The 16229-nt window shown below is 65.6% G+C and carries 16 protein-coding genes; 7 read left to right on the top strand and 9 right to left on the bottom strand.

Going from position 1 to position 16229, the window contains the following annotated elements; all coding sequences use genetic code 11:
* The first annotated feature begins 128 nt into the window (after nucleotides 1–128).
* From LZC95_28355 to LZC95_28335, 5 genes are all read left to right on the top strand, one after another.
* Nucleotides 129–938, top strand: a complete 810-nt coding sequence (locus LZC95_28355) for an SDR family oxidoreductase (protein WXA90363.1) — start codon at nucleotides 129–131, stop codon at nucleotides 936–938.
* A gap of 120 nt (nucleotides 939–1058) precedes the next feature.
* Complete coding sequence (locus LZC95_28350) at nucleotides 1059–2069, top strand: hypothetical protein (protein WXA90362.1); 1011 nt, start codon at nucleotides 1059–1061, stop codon at nucleotides 2067–2069.
* 14 nt (nucleotides 2070–2083) lie between these two features.
* Nucleotides 2084–2605, top strand: a complete 522-nt coding sequence (locus LZC95_28345; GenBank protein WXA90361.1) for a sigma-70 family RNA polymerase sigma factor — start codon at nucleotides 2084–2086, stop codon at nucleotides 2603–2605.
* On the top strand, nucleotides 2589–3200 hold the full coding sequence (locus tag LZC95_28340) for a hypothetical protein (GenBank protein WXA90360.1): 612 nt from the start codon (nucleotides 2589–2591) through the stop codon (nucleotides 3198–3200). The genes LZC95_28345 and LZC95_28340 overlap by 17 nt, the downstream gene beginning before the upstream one ends.
* On the top strand, nucleotides 3197–4750 hold the full coding sequence (locus LZC95_28335) for a caspase family protein (protein ID WXA90359.1): 1554 nt from the start codon (nucleotides 3197–3199) through the stop codon (nucleotides 4748–4750). The genes LZC95_28340 and LZC95_28335 overlap by 4 nt, the downstream gene beginning before the upstream one ends.
* On the opposite strand, the gene LZC95_28330 is transcribed toward LZC95_28335, so the two are convergent.
* Complete coding sequence (locus LZC95_28330) at nucleotides 4730–5569, bottom strand: AraC family transcriptional regulator (GenBank protein ID WXA90358.1); 840 nt, start codon at nucleotides 5567–5569, stop codon at nucleotides 4730–4732. The genes LZC95_28335 and LZC95_28330 overlap by 21 nt on opposite strands.
* Before the next feature lie 101 nt (nucleotides 5570–5670).
* Between LZC95_28330 and LZC95_28325 the strand changes: the two genes are divergently transcribed.
* Nucleotides 5671–6315 carry a LysE family translocator gene (locus LZC95_28325; protein WXA90357.1) on the top strand — a complete coding sequence of 215 codons (645 nt, stop codon included), beginning with the start codon at nucleotides 5671–5673 and terminating at the stop codon, nucleotides 6313–6315.
* Here the strand turns inward: LZC95_28325 and LZC95_28320 are convergent.
* The 5 genes from LZC95_28320 to LZC95_28300 form a co-directional block, all read right to left on the bottom strand.
* The gene (locus LZC95_28320) at nucleotides 6312–7403 is read right to left on the bottom strand and encodes a metallophosphoesterase (protein WXA90356.1); all 1092 of its coding nucleotides are present in this window, start codon (nucleotides 7401–7403) and stop codon (nucleotides 6312–6314) included. The two genes, LZC95_28325 and LZC95_28320, sit on opposite strands and share 4 nt — an antisense overlap.
* On the bottom strand, nucleotides 7400–8467 hold the full coding sequence (locus LZC95_28315; protein ID WXA90355.1) for a hypothetical protein: 1068 nt from the start codon (nucleotides 8465–8467) through the stop codon (nucleotides 7400–7402). The genes LZC95_28320 and LZC95_28315 overlap by 4 nt, the downstream gene beginning before the upstream one ends.
* A 61-nt stretch (nucleotides 8468–8528) precedes the next feature.
* A complete protein-coding gene (locus tag LZC95_28310; protein ID WXA90354.1) occupies nucleotides 8529–10562 on the bottom strand; it encodes a right-handed parallel beta-helix repeat-containing protein in 2034 nt (677 codons plus the stop codon).
* Between the two features lie 16 nt (nucleotides 10563–10578).
* Nucleotides 10579–11634 (bottom strand): hypothetical protein, encoded by a 1056-nt coding sequence (locus LZC95_28305; GenBank protein WXA90353.1) that lies wholly within the window; start codon nucleotides 11632–11634, stop codon nucleotides 10579–10581.
* 82 nt (nucleotides 11635–11716) lie between these two features.
* Nucleotides 11717–13318 (bottom strand): protein kinase, encoded by a 1602-nt coding sequence (locus tag LZC95_28300; GenBank protein WXA90352.1) that lies wholly within the window; start codon nucleotides 13316–13318, stop codon nucleotides 11717–11719.
* On the opposite strand from LZC95_28300, the gene LZC95_28295 reads away from it, so the two are divergent.
* Nucleotides 13312–14217 (top strand): RNA polymerase subunit sigma-70, encoded by a 906-nt coding sequence (locus tag LZC95_28295; protein WXA90351.1) that lies wholly within the window; start codon nucleotides 13312–13314, stop codon nucleotides 14215–14217. The genes LZC95_28300 and LZC95_28295 overlap by 7 nt on opposite strands.
* Before the next feature lies 1 nt (nucleotide 14218).
* Here the strand turns inward: LZC95_28295 and LZC95_28290 are convergent, their stop codons facing one another.
* The 3 genes from LZC95_28290 to LZC95_28280 all read right to left on the bottom strand — a co-directional run bounded on the left by LZC95_28290 (nucleotide 14219) and on the right by LZC95_28280 (nucleotide 16227).
* Nucleotides 14219–14911, bottom strand: coding sequence for a hypothetical protein (locus LZC95_28290; GenBank protein WXA90350.1), 693 nt, complete (start codon nucleotides 14909–14911; stop codon nucleotides 14219–14221).
* Between the two features lie 95 nt (nucleotides 14912–15006).
* On the bottom strand, nucleotides 15007–15699 hold the full coding sequence (locus LZC95_28285; protein WXA90349.1) for a hypothetical protein: 693 nt from the start codon (nucleotides 15697–15699) through the stop codon (nucleotides 15007–15009).
* Between the two features lie 57 nt (nucleotides 15700–15756).
* The gene (locus LZC95_28280; GenBank protein ID WXA90348.1) at nucleotides 15757–16227 is read right to left on the bottom strand and encodes a MarR family transcriptional regulator; all 471 of its coding nucleotides are present in this window, start codon (nucleotides 16225–16227) and stop codon (nucleotides 15757–15759) included.
* Nucleotides 16228–16229 lie beyond the last annotated feature (2 nt).

Here is a 16229-nt window from a genome sequence, read left to right as displayed (position 1 = left end):
GCCGCACGCCATCGAAATTGGGCTTGGGTGCTCGAAATTGAGGTGATTCAGGAAAATGGTATACATGATGTATATAAAAGAATGGCGCGGTCGCGACGTGGCGAAACTTCCGCTAAGGTCCGACCCCCATGGGACGAATGAACGACAAAGTGGCCCTGATCACGGGAGCCGCACGAGGCATCGGTGAAGGTATCGCGCGCGCGTTTCATCGCGAGGGCGCGCGTGTCATTTCGAGCGACATCAAGGATGACTTGGGCCAAGCCGTCGCGCGCCAGCTCGGCGAGCGCGCCAGCTACGTGCACTTGGATGTGCGCATCGAGGCGGAGTGGGAACGGGTCATCGGCGATGTGCTCGCGACGCACGCGCGACTCGACGTGCTGGTGAACAATGCGGGCATCATCGGCTTCGAGGAGGCTTTCGCCCCACACGATCCGGAGCACGTTTCAATCGAGAACTGGCGCGCGGTGCATGCGACCAACCTCGAAGGCGTACTACTCGGCTGCAAATACGGCATCCGCGCCATGCGGCGGACGGGGGTGGGCTCGATCATCAATATGGGTTCGCGTTCGGGGGTGGTGGGAATACCAGCGGCCTGTTCGTATGCATCGAGCAAGGGGGCGGTTCGCAATCACACCAAGTCGGTGGCATTGTATTGCGCGGAGCAGGGGTTGCGCATTCGCTGCAACGTCATTCAGCCCGCCGCCATTCTCACTCCGATGTGGGAGCCCGTGCTGGGGCAGGGCGCCGAGCGCGAGGCGCGCATGAAAGAGTTCACGAAGGAGACCCCGCTCGGCCGCTGGGGCACCATCGACGAAGTGGCCGCCCTCGCCGTGTATCTCGGCTCCGACGAATCGACGTACACGACGGGGACGGAGTTCAACATCGACGGCGGCATCCTCGCCGGAAGTGCCGCGCGCCCGCGTCCTGCGGAATCGTAAATGGCGCGCGCGGCGTTCGCTGCGTGCGACTTCGTACGAAAAGACGAAATTCGATGTTACAGATGGGATTCCTCGCTGCGTCTCCTTCGGTAAACGCATTTGCAGAGAGGGAGACCACGTATGAAATACCTCAAGCTCGCCGTTATCGCCTCCACCGCCGCGGGCGCTGCCCTGTTGGCGTGTGGAGGGATCTCCGATCCTTCGCGCCAGGAAAATACACTTTCACTTTCCGGGGCACTTACCGGCTCGGACGTGCCGAACGGGGCGCACGTGGCGCTCGTATGGAAGAGTGGGGCCGATGGCAGTGTGGCCGTCGCTGCGGATGCCCCCGTGGTGAATGGGCAATATTCGCTTACCGTGGAGACTCCTCCGGACGGATATTTCTTCACCGACGAGGGCAGCATTGGCGCGAGCGGCCATGACGCGGTCAAGACACAGAGTGAATCGGTCGGCGGACAAGTAGCCAATCCGCTTTCGCGCGCGGTAGCCGGGTTTCTGGTCTACGTCGACAAGAATGGAAATGGCAAACTCGATGCCGATGCCGATACCGTGATTGGCGGCGATCATGATTTGTCGCTGACATGTTTCCGTGGCGGCGCCTCGCTTGCGTACGAAAAGCTGCGCGATAAAACGGGCGCGGTGCCACACCCGGGCTTCAACCTCGGGTGGACCGGAGGGTGGTTGCAATTCGACCATGCCGATCTGACCCTGTCGAGCAACGCGACGCTGCCGGGCATCGTTTGTGGCGGCGTTCTCGGGCGAAGGAACTTTCCTGGGGATGGTGGCTTTGGTGAGGACGCTGGCGGGGGTTGGGCGGATTCCGGCCGTGGTGGGATGGTTTACCCGGATCGGAGCGATCCACGGTTGCATTGCGCAGCCGATGGATGGAGCTGCGAGTACGACGCTGTCTGCCCTCCGCCTGCGGCGCCATCGCTTTGCAACCGCGGCGGCGCATCGGAGGAGTGCCACGGAGGCTGGGGAGAGGCGGTCCCCCTAGGCGGCCCGCCGCCCGCCGGATGGCCGTGCCCCATCCCCGGGAGGGACGCCGGATCTCCGCCGCCGCCACCACCTGGACGCGACGCCGGATCTCCGCCGCCGCCACCACCTGGGCGGGACGCGGGGACCCAGTAGGTTCGCCTTACGACGTGTTTTGCCGCGGCCTCTCCGCCGACGAGGTCAGCGCTGTTCATCAGCGCTACGGTGCGCTCCTCGCGCGTCGATGCCGCCTTTTGCTTCGCGACCGCGCCTTGGCCGAAGACGCCATGCAGGAATTGCTGTCTGCACTGCTCCGCCGTGGAGCAAGCCTGCGCACCGCGAACGTGCCTTACCGCTGGCTATGCCGCGCGGTCGATCGCACCTGCATCGACCTGCTCCGGCGCGGCCGGCACGTTCGCGGTGCCGTGGCCATCGACGAAATCGACCCCATCGGGCCGGCGCCCGGGGTCGATGCCGAGGCGCGGTACGCGGTGCTGGAATCGCTCGAGCGGCTGCCCGAAGAGCATCGGGCGCTGGCCATTCTTTTGTTCGTCGACGGCCTCAGTCAAGGTGAGGCCGCGGACGAACTCGGGGTTTCACGCGCCACCGTCAACCGGCGCGCGCAGGAGATTCGCGCCCACTTTCGCTGGAGTGCTTCGCCTTCGGAGGGTCGACATGACGCACCCGAATAGCCTCGACCTCGAAGCCTTCGCGTGCGGAGACTCCGTGGCCGGAGTCTCGGCGCACCTCGAGGCTTGCCCCGAGTGCCGCGCCTTCGTCGAGCGCGCGCGGCAGCTCGTAGCATCGGACGCGCCTCGCCCTCCGGCGCGACGCACGACGCCCCGACGGTTCGTCGTGCCCTTGGCGGCGGCTGCATTGGCCGCCGCGGCCGCGCTGCTTCTCGTCGTGCGCGCGCCGGAATCGGAAACGACCTTCAAGGGCGGTACGCGCCTCGCCGTCATGCGCGACCGCGATGGTGCGCAAGCGTGGTTCACGTCGTCGTTGTCCGTGCAGCCGGGCGACCAGCTGCGGCTGGAGGTGGCGCTCGATCACGAGCAATCGGTTCTTGGCGCCATCGTGGGGGACGACGGCAGCTACCTCGAGTTGCTCTCGGCGAAGACGCGCCCTGCGGGGACCCATCTATCCGAACGCTCGGCGCGCGTCGATGCGACCCCGTTGGATGCCACGATCGTGGTCGGCTCGGACGAGGCCGTGGACCGGGCACGGAGACTGCACCGCTTCGACGACGTGATCCACGTGCGCATTCGATGGGAGGCCGCCCCGTGAGGGTGACGGCGAGGGCGCTGGTGTTCCTATTCGTGACCCTCGCGGTGTGGCTGCACGCGCCGCGCGCATTCGCGGAACCGGTGCGCATTCTCGTGGCCGCCGCGAGCACCGTCGGCCTCGAGGCCGAGCGGCCACTCCGGTTTTCCACGAACGATGCCGCACGCGTACGCGACGTTCTGGTGACCCTCGGCGGTGTGCGGCCCGAGCACGCGTTCGTCGTGAACGAGCCATCGCGTGCGCAGCTTTTCGCAAGCATCGCGCGCGCGAAGCACGAAGCCGAGAAGCATCGCGCCGACGAGGTCACCCTGGTCTTCTATTTCAGCGGGCACGGCGATCGCGATGCCCTGCACCTGGCCGGGGAGCGCGTGCTCTTGGCCGATCTTTCGGGAAAGCTGGCCGAGGTTCCCGCGGGCCTGCGCCTCGCGGTGACCGATGCATGCCGCGCCTCCCGCGAGAAGGGCTTCACCGCGGAGGAGCCGTTCACCATCACGGCGGTGAATGTTGCGCAGGCAACGGGCCAAGTGTGGCTGCACGCCTCCGGCGATGGCGAAGCCGCGCAGGAATCCGACGAGCTTCAGGGCGCGATTTTCACGCACGCATGGCTCAATGGCTTGCGCGGCGCCGCGGACAGCAACGGCGATGCACGCGTAACCCTCGAGGAGAGCTTTGCATTCGCCCACGCGCAAACGCTCCTTCGCTCGGCCAAGAGCACCGGGGTGCTGCAGAAGCCCGAGGCCATCGTCACCTTGCGCGAGACGGCGCCCATTGTGCTCACGCAGCCGTTGTCGCACGGCGCGACGTTGACCTTCCCGCAAGCGAGGGACATGCATTTTCTCGTGTACCTGGCCGATGCGAAGAGCGTACTGTCGGAGATGTGGAGCTCGCACGAGCGCCGCATCGCGATGCGCGTCCCGGCGGGGCACTACGTCGTCCAACGTCGCGCCGGGAGCGTCTCGAGCACGGCGATGGTGGCCCTCACGGAAGGGGAGTCGCGGGATCTCCAAGAGCGCGACTTCGCCACCTCGCCGCGAGGACGGATCGCGCGCAAAGGGGACGAACGTGGCGAGCGTGGCCACGAGCTCTCCGCCGGTTACGAGAGCGGCTGGAATGCGCGCACGGGTTTCGTCCACGGCCCGCAGGTGACCTACGCGTACGCGTGGTCGTTCCTGGCGCTCTCGTTCGGCGGCGGCGCCGACTTCGCGGATCGCACCCTCGAGCGCACCGAGGAGCACCTCGTCTCCGGCTACGGGCGCGCAGGCCTGGAGATCCGCGCGCGGATGGGCGCCTTCACCGCGCGATTCGGCGGCGGCGCCCGCGCGGGCATCCTTTCGCAGAGCCTCGAGCCCATGGCCGGATCGTGGGTTGCGGCGAAGCACGACAGCGCGTTCTTCCTCGGGCCCGAGGTCTTCGCGGCGGGTCGCATCGGCCTGGGCACCCCGTGGTTCGTCGACATCGGTGCAACGGGAAGGGTTCTCTATTTTCGCGAAGAGTCGCAGGTGCGCGGCGTCGCCGGCCTGACGGCCAGCGCCTCACTCGGCGTGCGCTTTTGACCCTGCGAATGCCGCTTTGTAGGCTCCCGGCGTCACGCCCATGATCCGGCGAAACGACCGCGTCAAATGGGCCTGATCGGCAAACCCCGATGCGATGGCGACGTCGTGAATCGCATCGCCCTCGCGCAGCATTCGGGTCGCCCGCCGAAGGCGCGCCTGCCGCTGGTAAGCGTGCGGCGACATGCCCGTGGCCCGTTGAAAGGCGCGGTACAGTCGAAACGGCGGCAATCCCGCCGCCGCCGCAATGTCGTCGAGTCGCACCCGCTGGTCGAGTCGCTGATCGAGGTATTCCCGCGCCAAGCGAACCGCGCGCGGTTCGTGTCTCGCCACGGCCACGCGCGCAGGCTCGCGCGTGTGCCGCGAGAGCAGCCGGGCGACGAATTCCAAATAGCGCTCCTCGCGATGGAGCGATGGCCCCGCCATCTCGGAATCGCGATGAACCTCCTCGAACCCCTTCACGAGCACAGCATCGCGGAGAATCGGCCCCGCGAGCGCCACCCGAGGACCATCGCCACCGACCAGCGCCTTCAAGCGCTCGGCATCGACGTGGAGCGTTCGCAGACGCCACCCCGATCCGTCCACCGCCCACCCGGCGTGCGGCTCGTCCGCATCGACGGCATAGAAATCACCCGCGCGCGCCACCACATCGCACCCGCGCGTCCGGATGCGAATGGCCCCTTGCGTGACCAATGCGAAACACGCCGTATCGTGCGTATGCAGGTCGAACGCGTAATCGACGAAACTGCCGTGCAAAAGCTCCGCACCGCCGAGGTCGGCAGCGTACCAAAGCGCAGTTTGGACGTTTTCCGTTCGACGCATGGCTGCTGGGAAAAACCGTAGCAGCGCGCCGTTTTGAACGCCATTGCAGCGCGTCGCATGCCAAGTTGCCTCGGCGGTTCGAGCTGCTTTCATTGCCCACCATGGGTGATCTGCTTCGTCACATCCTTTCGGTCCTGCCCGGTTTCGCGCTCGCGTGTCTCGTCCTTGCCTTGATTCCCGGTCCGGCGACGGCGTTGGTTCTTCAGCGCAGCTTGCGCGATGGTCGAGGTGCGGGGCTCGCGTCCATGGCTGGAAACGAATTGGGCCTTTTCGGATGGGCGCTGGCCAGCGGTGCCGGCCTGACCGCGCTTTTGCAAGCGCACCGCGTGCTCTTCGAATCGATGCGGTGGGTCGGGGCCGGAATGCTGATATGGCTCGGGATCTCCGCATGGCGTGCGGCGGGGCGCGGTGTCGACGTGGTGCCGCTGTTGGGCGCGCGCCGCGCTTCGAAGGGCGCGGCATTCCGCGCGTCGCTGCTGTCGGTGGCTGCCAATCCGAAGGCCGCGGTGTTTTCGTTCTCGTTCTTCCCGCAGTTCCTTCCGCACCAGGGCTCGGTCTTTCTCGGCACCGTGCTGCTCGCGCTGATATGGATCCTCATCGACGGCGTCTGGTGCGCATGCGTGGCTATCGCCGCGACACGCGCGCGAAAATGGCTCGCGCAGGGACCGGTGCGGCGCTGGATGGAGCGCGTCATGGGCGCCATCCTCGTCGGACTCGGGATCGAGCTGGCGACCGATTCGCGTTAATCGACGGGGCGAAATGACGTCGTTGCTTTTTGCGTACGCGGGTCGACGTCCACCGCGAGAAAATGGCGGCCGATGCCATCGAGGCGTTCGGGAATGGCGCCGCCGCCGCCCGAGATGAAGGCGGGAATGCCCCCGTTGGAGAAGGCATAATACGAGTGCACGTGACCGTAAATCGTCAGATCGACGCGGTTTTCGGCCAGGCGCGCAATGAGCTTGTTGGCCTCCGCGCGGCTGCCGAAGGAACCATTGCGCTCGCCCACCGGATCCAACGGCGGAATGTGCATGGTGACCACGTGAAGCTGATGCCGGCCTTGCTGAAGCCAACCATCGAGCCACGAATAGACCAAAGGATCGATGGTCGCACTGGCCGAGTCCAGCAGCGTGAAACGCACGCCACGGTAGGAAAAGCTGAAATTGCAGCGGCCGTAGAACGATTGGAATGCGTCATCGCGTGTTCCCAATTCGTGATTGCCCAAGGTCGCATACATGGGCACGCGGAGCGTGGCCAGCTTTTGCTGAAAGAGCAAAAGGTCCTCGTCGCTGCCGCGCTCCGTGAGGTCGCCATTGAAAACGACGAAGCGAATCGCCGCATCCTCGTTCATCACGCGGTAGATGTCCTCCACGCGATCGAGGGCATTTTGCACGTCCGCCAGGGCTGCGAAGCGCCACGGCTCGAGCGACGATGCATCGGGCGGTGCCAACGAAAAGACGATGCGTGCACTCGCCGGAAGATCGGCCGTGACGCGGAGCTCGGTCGGAATGGGGCGGGACGTCGCCAGCGAAACGGCGGTGCCATCGGGCAGGGTGGCGCGCACCTCGGCGTCGGGCAGCACATTGCGCAGGCGCAGGGTCCAATTTCGCCCGGCATCGCCCGGCGTCACTACCTCGAAGCGAAGCGCGGGCGCTTCCGTCCACAGCTCCGCGGTGCCCGGCGAAAACGTGCGCACGGCGGCGAGGCCATCGTCGACGTGAACCTCCGCGCCCTGGTTCGCGGCATGGCCAACGGTCCGATCGCGCTCGGCGCGGTCCTGCGCCACGCTCAAGCACGAGGTCAAAAGCGAGATCCCCAGGAGATACGTCTTTTTCATCGCGTGGCCCCATGGCGAAAGAGGAGAGATGCACCGCCCACGAAGGCCGAACCAATCTGCGCATCGGCCGTGACGCCCCAGTCGTCGGTGAAGAAATACGTGCCGCGTGCGCCCACGTGGCCGGGCACGCCGCTGCCAACCGCGCCCAGGCCGCCCAATTTCATGCCCGCGGCGAAGTCGTCGTGGCGGTGATCGTAATAGACCATGACCTCGTTGCCGGAGCCGATGTAAAAGCCCCAGGCGAACCACCCGAGCAAAAGGGTATTCCCCTCGTCGGCAATTTCGAAATACCGATACGACTGCAGGCCGAACCCTCCCCCCAATTCGGTGAACGAGCCGCGCAGCGTGCGACCGAGAAGAGCCATATCGAGCCTCCCTTTGATCATGACTTCGCCGCCGGTCATGGAAAACCGCTCGGTGCCGTACCGGTGGTGCAGCAGGCCCGCGTCGATATCGAAATAGGAGCCATCGCTCGCGCGCCTGTCGGGGCGCGGGCCGACGAAGCGATACCCGACATGGCCCATGAGACGCGCATTGTCGTCGTTCAGTGCAAACCAGGCCGTGGGTGCAATCTTGAATCCGCGAAGGCGATAATCGATGCCTTGGACGAGAAAGCTTCGGTATTCGAAATTGGGATCGTACACGTAGCGAAGGCCCAATTCGGTCCGAATGTACGGCATCGTTCGCAGCGGCTCACCGCGCGACCCCTCCGGTGCCAAGACGCCATAAAGATCCGTCAAGGCGGAGACGAGAAAAAGCCCCGCGCCGGCGATGGTCAGCAGGCCGAACGCCCCCGCAAAACGCCGCGACGCACCGGTGATGGCGAGGCCCGCCAACCCGCCCGCGAGCCCCGCCGCACCGATTCCCTCCATGGCCAGCAGGCGATGCCCGGTCGCTGTCTCCCCGAGCACATAGTGCCCCGTTCCATGCACGACCAACCCGGGCACCACCGCCGCCCCCGCCGCCAACGGCCGCCTCCGATGCTTCGGCTCCTCCTCGTCCGCCCGCGCCTCCCAGCCCGCAAAGAGCGCGATGGCCAGCGCGGTCATGCCCAGAGCCCTCATGCCGGCCGGAGCCGACCACCAAACGAGGGCCCTGTCAAATGCATCCGCTGCAGGTTCCAGCTCAGGGCGGATCGCCGATGGAGATGTCGTCGATGTACAAGGTCGTGCCCGCGCTTCCCGGGCCGGTGAGGTAACCCCAGACCGTGATGGTGCCCGCGGGCGCAGTCACGGTGGCAGAAGCCTCTTGCCAGGCCATGGTCAACGTCGGCAGCTGCACGGTGTCCGTCTGGAGGATCTCCCGGTTCACGTTGAGCCATTTGATGGTGAGCTTCGGTTGGATCGCCGTGGCGGTGCGGCTTTTGGCCCAAATACGCACGAGCTTCTCGCCCGGCGTGATGTCATATCCGGGGTAGTTCGCCAGCTGGACGCCCCACCCGTCCGGGGCGGTGACGGCAATTTCGAGGCTGTGCGTGCCGCCGTGCGCCTCGTTGGTGGTCTGCGCAATCGTGTCCGAGAACCAGGCACTCCACTGGCCGGTGGAGCCCTCGAGGGTCGCCGTGTCGGCATCGAAAACATTGGGCACCTTGGGCGGCGGGCCCTGATCGCTGGTGCTTCCCTGATCTTGAAGGAACGGGGCGGCCTGCCACGTGTCGAAGCGAATCTTCTCCCCGTACCCTTTGGCGAAACGCCAGGGGCCGTAATAATGATTGTTCGCGAAGACGTTGCCATTGCCGAACATGACCGCGTTTTGCACGCTGGCTACGGTGTACGGCGACCACGGAATGTTGTTTTCACCGGTGGCCATGAGCGCTTGCACGCCGCAATACGTGCCCGCGCACGGAACGACGGTGGGGTCGAAGCGAAACTCGTTGTTCGTGACCTCGACGTTTTGCGCATGCCAGCGGCAATCGGTCAAATAGGGCTCATTGCCAACTTGGGCATAGCACGGGTGCGTCGCATTGATGGGATTGACGTACGTCTCGTCGTGAGGCGACGGAATCAGGGTAGGGTGCACGAAGGGCGTGCAATAGCCCTTGCTGGTGTTGCCGTTGGAGTTGCAGAAGCGATTGGCATTTTCGAAAATCGAGATGCCCGAGAAATTGTCCTCGAGAACGTTCTCGTAAATGCGGAGTTTCGTCGAACCGGAGACGGTGCTGGCCAAGCGTGCATCGCCGCCCGACTCGGAAAGGTAGATGGCCGGGCCGGGCGAGCCCGTGTTGCGGACACCTTTGGCCCACGCGTTGCGGCGCAACGTATTGTATCGAATCGTCGCGTTGTAGCTGATTTCGTAGAAAATGCCTTCGTCGGTGTTGTGGTCGATGTAGTTTCCCTCGAACAGAAAATCGACGTTGTTGGTGTCCGCCCACAAACCGACGCTGTCGTTGTCGTGCACCCAATTGTTGGTGATCCGGGCGCCGTTGACGTCCCAGAATTTGCCGCCGCCGGTGCAGCCGCACCCCGGATTGCGCGTTTCCCAGTCGTCTTTGTTGTTTCCCACGATTTCGTTGTGATCCAAAACGAGATTCTTGATCGCGGAATCGCTCTCGATGGGCATTTTGAACATGCTGAAGCCGTATTGGCCGTTGTCTTTCAAACAGTTGTAGCTCAATATGTTGTCGCTGCCGAGGAACACTCCGGCGCCGTCGTTGTCCTGAATGGTATCGTGCTCGATGATCCAGCCCGAGCCGCCGTTGTGGTTGACCACGCCCTCGTTGTTGTTGTCCAGCCCACGGCCGAAGTTGCGAATGGTCAAATACCGGATGGTCACGCCCTCGGCCTCGCCGGTGAAGGCATAGAGATTCGCGTTTTGCCCATCGAGAATGGCGCCGGGGCCTCCGACGAAGGTGGCGTGTGCGCCGGGGGCGATTTGTCCGAACAACTCGGTTCCCAACGTGTGCACGCCGGGCGCGAACCAATACGTCAGGCCGGGACGTCGGAAGTCGAACCCGGTGTTGTCGCCCGCGGGAACGATCACCGCGCCTTCCGGGGCATTTTCAGGGCCGGTCAACAGTTCTGCGTTGCCGCAAACGGGGGCGGGCGGTGAGGTGGGTGCTACCGCAGCACGTGTTGCACGTGCCGGCTCCAACGGCGCGGCACTGCAGGCTCCAATACCCGCGCACGCGCAAACGAGAGCGATGCCCTTGGCCGACTTCATGGTGAAGACTCCTTGATTAGAAAGAAGCGCGCAGCGTCATTTGCGCGCCGGTATTCGGGAGGGGAGAAAGCTGGAGTGAGGCAGCTTTCTTCTTATCGTAACGAAGTGGCAATACAAGGGCCACGGCGAGGGCGGTCGCGCCCCCGATCAACGTACCGGTGCTTACCCAGGCGAAGGTGCGCGCTCGTTTGGCGCGGTCGATTCCTTCCGTATCGGTGCAAAAATCTCGGTCGCTGATGCAGGTGTCGTCGGATTTGGATCGCAGGCTCAGGGCCAGGATGCCCGTAATGGCGCTGGTGGCCAGCGATGCGAGTCCGACGCCCCCCACGACGTAAAAGGCCACGGAGCGCCGTCCTTCGGGCATCGGTTCGATGGGGACATTGGCCCAGACGGACTTCGGTGGCTCCGGCGCAGACTCCGGTGCGGGTGGCGGTGCGATGACGACTGCCGGTGGCGATGACGTATCGACGGCATCGACCTGCACGTGCTGCGTTTCCCCTTCGCGCAGCACCACGGAGCGGCTCCACGTCGGCAGGCCGGGGCGGCCCACCACGATTTCGTGCGGACCCGGATCCACGGGCGTGGCGACATCCCACGCTTCGCGCGCGAGCAGCGCTCCGTCGATGCGAACTTCGACCCCGGGGGCTGTCGCCGGGGGAACATGCACCGCCAGGCGCGGGAGGTTCGGCGCAATCGCTTGGATGCGCTCCGACGCGAGACCCTCGCGGTCCTTGCGCCCATCGCGGCGCGCATAGGACAGGGCATCGTGAAGCTCGCCCCACGCGGTGGCCAGGCGGCCTTGCTTCTCGTGGCACACCGCGAGATTCAGCAGCGTGCCCCCGCCCGGATCGATGCGCTGGCTCTGTTCGAACTTCGCGCAGGCCTCGGGGTAACGGCCCGCCTGCATCAAGGTTCGCCCTTGATCGAAGAGCTCCTGCGCCGTGGCGCGATCGGCGCCGGATGGCCCAGGCCCCGCTTGCGGGGGCGTTGCCGATTGCGCGATGGCGGCGGGCGACATCGCAACGATGGAGGCGAATGCGGTGATGCCTAGGAAGCGGCGCACTGCGGACATGATGCTCGAAGACGGTCTCACGGGATTGGAAAAAAAACTGCGCGACATTCGATTGCGACGCGGCTCCTTACCATGGGAATGGTCACTTCCGATCGAGCAAGCCGCTATGATTGGTATCGCTCTCCGGGGTTTGCGCTGGCGCAGGCTCGGCGGAAGGGGCAGGGCGCTTGGGCACCTTGGCCGGTGTGCGATGGGCCGGCGTCTTCGGCGGCGGCGGGCCGGCATCCACGGCCGCGACGACCTCCGCGGGGTGCGGCGTTTCGACCACCGCGGCGACTTCGGGCGGAGGCGAAAGTTTTTCCACCTTCTCGACCGTGGGCGGCGGTGCCCGGCTCGGGATGAAGGCCCACGCTGCGAGACCGAGAGAGGCCGCGGTCACCACCGCGATGCCCAAGGTCGAACGCCGTTTTGGCGGCGGAGCCACCGGCTGCGTGCCGCTGAACGCATCGCGGGTCGATGCCGTGGCCGGCACGATGGATATGCCCCGCGGCACGGCGTCGGGGTGGACGACACCTCCGTGCACCAAGCGAACGATGCGATCCACGGAGACACGTGCCGAGGCCGCCGCCGTCCCCGTGCGAACGAAGGGATGCAATGCCTCTGCGAGCTCGCCGACGTTGGAAAAACGCCGCGCGCGCTCTTTCTCGAGGCAGCGCAGAAGAATGGCCTCCAGCGAATGCGAAGCGTCGGGCCTCGAGGCGCGAATCTTGGGCGCGGCGTGCGAGACGATGAGGGTCGAAAGCCCGACGGCCGAATCGCTATCGAACGGGGGACTGCCGGCCAAGAGCTCGTGGAGGATCACCCCGAGCGCCCAAATGTCGGTGCGCGTGTCGACGTCGCGCGGGCTCATGATCTGCTCGGGCGACATGTACCGCGGAGAGCCCATCATGACTTCGCCCGACGTGAGCTGCGGCGCGGCCGCCCCTCCGTCCTTCGAAATGCCGAAATCGAGCACCTTCACCAGCGGCGAGCCGTCCGGGCGCGCGCTCAGGAACAGATTGGCCGGCTTGAGATCGCGATGCACGATGCCCAGTGCATGCGCCTCCGCGACGGCCTCGCAGGCTTGCAGAACGTAATGAATCGCCTCCTCGATGGGGAGCGTTCCGCGTTCTGCCAGCAACGCCGCGAAGTCGAGCCCCTGCAGGAACTCCATGACGATGTACGGCACACCGCTGTCGAGCGTTCCGACATCCATGACGCGGGCGACATGCTCCCCCTGGATTCGTGCGGCGGCGCGCCCTTCGCGAAGGAAACGCACGACCCGAGACGATGCCTCCATTGCCCCGGGGTGGAGAAACTTGAGCGCCACCTTGTGGCCGAGGTGCACGTGCGTTGCCGCCACCACCACGCCCATTCCGCCGTGGCCGAGCAACCGTTCCACGCGGTATTTCCCTGCGATGAGCTCTCCCGGGGCCACCGGCGCTGCCCGCGCATCTTGGCGGGCTGGCGCGAAGGCTACATCGCGCAACTCGCCCGTCTCGTTCGTCGCGCTCGTCGTTCCCAGGCCGCGCGCCAACGTGGAGACCAATTCGCGGCATTCGGTGCAGCGGGCGAGGTGCGCCTCCGCTTCCTCGAAATCGGGCGTCGAGAGCTGGCCCTGGATGAAATCCAGGATCACACCTTCTTCCAAACAACCCGGCCCAATGGTCACGACGCCGGCCCTGGTATACTTGGAGAGTGCCAACTGAGCATCCTCTTTCCGGTGCTTTTCTCGCCGCCGCCGCTCCGCCCCTCCGTGCGGAAGTGACCGCGACGCCCTGGACGCCCGTTCTCTTGGAGAAAACGCTGGCGGAAATTTCTGCCCGCGCCCGCGATGCGTACCCGGAGCTGCAGCTCGGGGCGGAGGCCTTTCTGGCCCATGCCGCGGCCCGCGTTTCGTCGGCCGCGGAACTGGAGCAGCTGCGCTCGGGCGATCTCTACCTGGCCTGCGCCTCGCTGCACCGAGACCGCGCCGCGCTGCGCATTCTCGAGGAGCGCTTTTTCTCGAGGCTCGATCCGGCGCTGGGCAAGTTGCGCCTGACCGCGGAGCGTGTGGCCGACGTCAAGCAGTCGCTACGTGACCAGCTGCTCGTGGGCACGGCGGCCACGCCGCCACGGCTTTCGGCCTTCACCGGCCGGGGCGATCTTCATGGGTGGCTGCGCGTCACGGCCGTGCGGGCGGCGCTGCGGCTTGCCCGCAAAGGCAAGCGCGAGCTCCCGATGGAGGACGATGCTCTTTTGGCCGCGCACACGTCGAACGACGATCCGGAGCTGGCCTACATCAAAGAGATTTACCGCGCGCAATTCAAAGAGGCTTTCCAATCGGCGCTCGATTCGCTTTCCGACCGCGAGAAAAACCTGCTTCGACAGAACATCGTCGACGGGCTTGGAATCGACGATTTGTCCGGTCTTTACCGCGCCCACCGCGCTACCGTCGCACGCTGGCTCGCCTCGGCGCGCGAACTTCTGCTGCGCCGCACGCGCGAGCGATTCATCCGGACCGCGCGCATCAGCAACGAGGAATGCGACAGCATCATGCGTCTAGTCCATAGCCAACTCGATGGCACGGTTCGCCGGCGGCTTCAGGAAATCGCGCCGCGCTGACTCAATTGCACCGATCGACTTTCTCTTCGTTGCTACTGCATCGAGCGGTGGTGTTGGCACAGGATGCAACCTCGACCGCGCTTCCAAAGCAGGCCTCGGCCGAGCAGACGCAGGTCGAGTAGTCGGTGGCGCAGCAATGGTGTCCCGACGCCTTTTTCTCGCACGTGGTTTTGGGGCCGTCGCTGTAGTCGTTGCATTCGCAGCCCGAGCTGGTGTCCTTGCAGGCCCATCGATGGCACCCGCAGGATAGACCTCGACCGGGCCAGCCGATGTCTTGGCAGCAGAGTGCATGGTCCACCGTCAGTTCACCGCAACGTTCCTCGTTCGAGGACGCTGGCGAGTAATCGCACGTGCACGAGTCCTGCGATCCCGAGCAATGGACGTTGGCATGCCCCGACACGCCCCCATCGCGCGAGGTTTCGCAGGACGAGGCGCAATAGCCCACGATGCAATCGCCGAGCTTTTGCACGGCGACCGGCGCTTTGTCGTAGGTGGCGCTTTTCAACTGCGCGCAATCCGGTCCGCCGGTTTGCGCGCACCGGTCGAGGCCGGAGAGCGCGTTGCGGCAGCTCGAATCGCCGCAGCACGCATTCACGGACCCTTGGCAGCTCGAAACGATGCATCGCCCGCGGGCGGTGGCGTTTTCACCCTCGAAGTGGCAGGTGGGTCCGAGTTTCGAGCTATCGTCGCTCACGACGAGGACGCACCCGCCGAGGATGCCCGTCACAGTTAGAGCAAGAAAGGAAGTCCATCGGCCAGCCGTGATCATTCGATTGGCCGCACGCTATATCAAAAGACGAGACCCGTCGGGGAGAGGGAGAGCTTTCCCGGCCGCGGCGACCGGCGCGCCAACATTTCGCCCGACGCGGTGGTGACATCCGTGCCGCTGGTGGCGACCATCACGATGCCCAGGATGAGAAAGGGCGCCCCGCTGACGAGCCCGATGATGCCAATGTCCCGAAACGTCGTGCTTCGTGTTTCCTCGCCCGTCTTCACATCGTAATTCGTCTGGGGGCTTATTGCGTCCAGCAGTAGAAAGGTGCCGCCGCCCACGGCCAGTGCCGCACCGACGTACGTCGAGACCCACCCCCACCATCGTTTGCTGGACGATCCCGCCCGCACGCGCAAATCGGCGTGGGTGCGGCCGGGAAGGCGGAAGACGCTCGACGGCGTGATGCCTTCGCCAGCAATGCGATAAATCCCATTGGGATCCGCCGACGCCGTGCACGGGGCCGTGCACAAGGGCTCGTAGCTCTCGAACGCCATGGCCACGCCGTAGCCGCCCACGTTGCCGTAGCCGGTCCCGGCGCCCGAAAGCCGAAGCAGCGTGGTGTTCTCACGGTCGCTGGTGACGCGGATTTCGGCGGCCGCCGGGGCGGGGGCGGCACCGTCGGCCGCAGCATCGGGCGCCACGGTGAGAAGGACCGCCAACGTGGGAATGGCAAGCAAGAGCGACGATGGAGAAGAGAGCTTCGCGTTCATGCCTCCTAGAGACAGCCCGCGGCCGACGGTCGCAAGAAAAATGAGGGGCCTTGCCTTTCAGCGGGGCGAGTCGGGCATGGAAGCCCCATCGAGGTTCTGCACCAGCCGGCGTAGAAGGGCCACGAGCGTCGCCCGCTCCGCCGCACTGAAGCCCGCCAGCGCCTGCTCGGCCCCCTCGATCAGCCGTTCCCTGGCCACGGGCGCGCGGGCCTTCGCCACCGCCGTGAGCGAGACCAGGCTGGCGCGCTTGTCGCCCGGGTGCGGTTCGCGGGCGATGATCCCGTCGCGCTCCATGCGCGCGAGAAGCGCCGCCATCGTGGGCTGCTCCACATGCGCCCGGTCCGCGAGATCTTTCTGCAAAAGCGGACCGTTTTCCTCGAGGGCGACCACCACGGGCAAGTACGCCATGCCGAACCCCAGCGGCCGCAGACCCTGCTCGAAGAGCCGCATGAGCAATCGGGATGCATGGTTGATCCAGAACGTGGGGGCCGACTCCGGATCCCAGCGGGAGCCCTTCTTGACTTTCATAG

Source organism: Sorangiineae bacterium MSr12523, from assembly GCA_037157775.1.
GTDB lineage: Bacteria > Myxococcota_A > Polyangia > Polyangiales > Polyangiaceae > Pendulispora > Pendulispora brunnea.
Note: the sequence above shows the minus strand (reverse complement) of the source record. Positions and strands in the feature narration are given on the sequence as shown.

Coding starts and splice junctions, on each gene's coding strand:
- LZC95_28355 (WXA90363.1), top strand. CDS start 129: ATGGGACGAATGAACGACAAAGTGGCCCTGATCACGGGAGCCGCACGA.
- LZC95_28350 (WXA90362.1), top strand. CDS start 1,059: ATGAAATACCTCAAGCTCGCCGTTATCGCCTCCACCGCCGCGGGCGCT.
- LZC95_28340 (WXA90360.1), top strand. CDS start 2,589: ATGACGCACCCGAATAGCCTCGACCTCGAAGCCTTCGCGTGCGGAGAC.
- LZC95_28330 (WXA90358.1), bottom strand. CDS start 5,569: ATGCGTCGAACGGAAAACGTCCAAACTGCGCTTTGGTACGCTGCCGAC.
- LZC95_28325 (WXA90357.1), top strand. CDS start 5,671: ATGGGTGATCTGCTTCGTCACATCCTTTCGGTCCTGCCCGGTTTCGCG.
- LZC95_28320 (WXA90356.1), bottom strand. CDS start 7,403: ATGAAAAAGACGTATCTCCTGGGGATCTCGCTTTTGACCTCGTGCTTG.
- LZC95_28315 (WXA90355.1), bottom strand. CDS start 8,467: ATGAGGGCTCTGGGCATGACCGCGCTGGCCATCGCGCTCTTTGCGGGC.
- LZC95_28310 (WXA90354.1), bottom strand. CDS start 10,562: ATGAAGTCGGCCAAGGGCATCGCTCTCGTTTGCGCGTGCGCGGGTATT.
- LZC95_28305 (WXA90353.1), bottom strand. CDS start 11,634: ATGTCCGCAGTGCGCCGCTTCCTAGGCATCACCGCATTCGCCTCCATC.
- LZC95_28285 (WXA90349.1), bottom strand. CDS start 15,699: ATGAACGCGAAGCTCTCTTCTCCATCGTCGCTCTTGCTTGCCATTCCC.
- LZC95_28280 (WXA90348.1), bottom strand. CDS start 16,227: ATGAAAGTCAAGAAGGGCTCCCGCTGGGATCCGGAGTCGGCCCCCACG.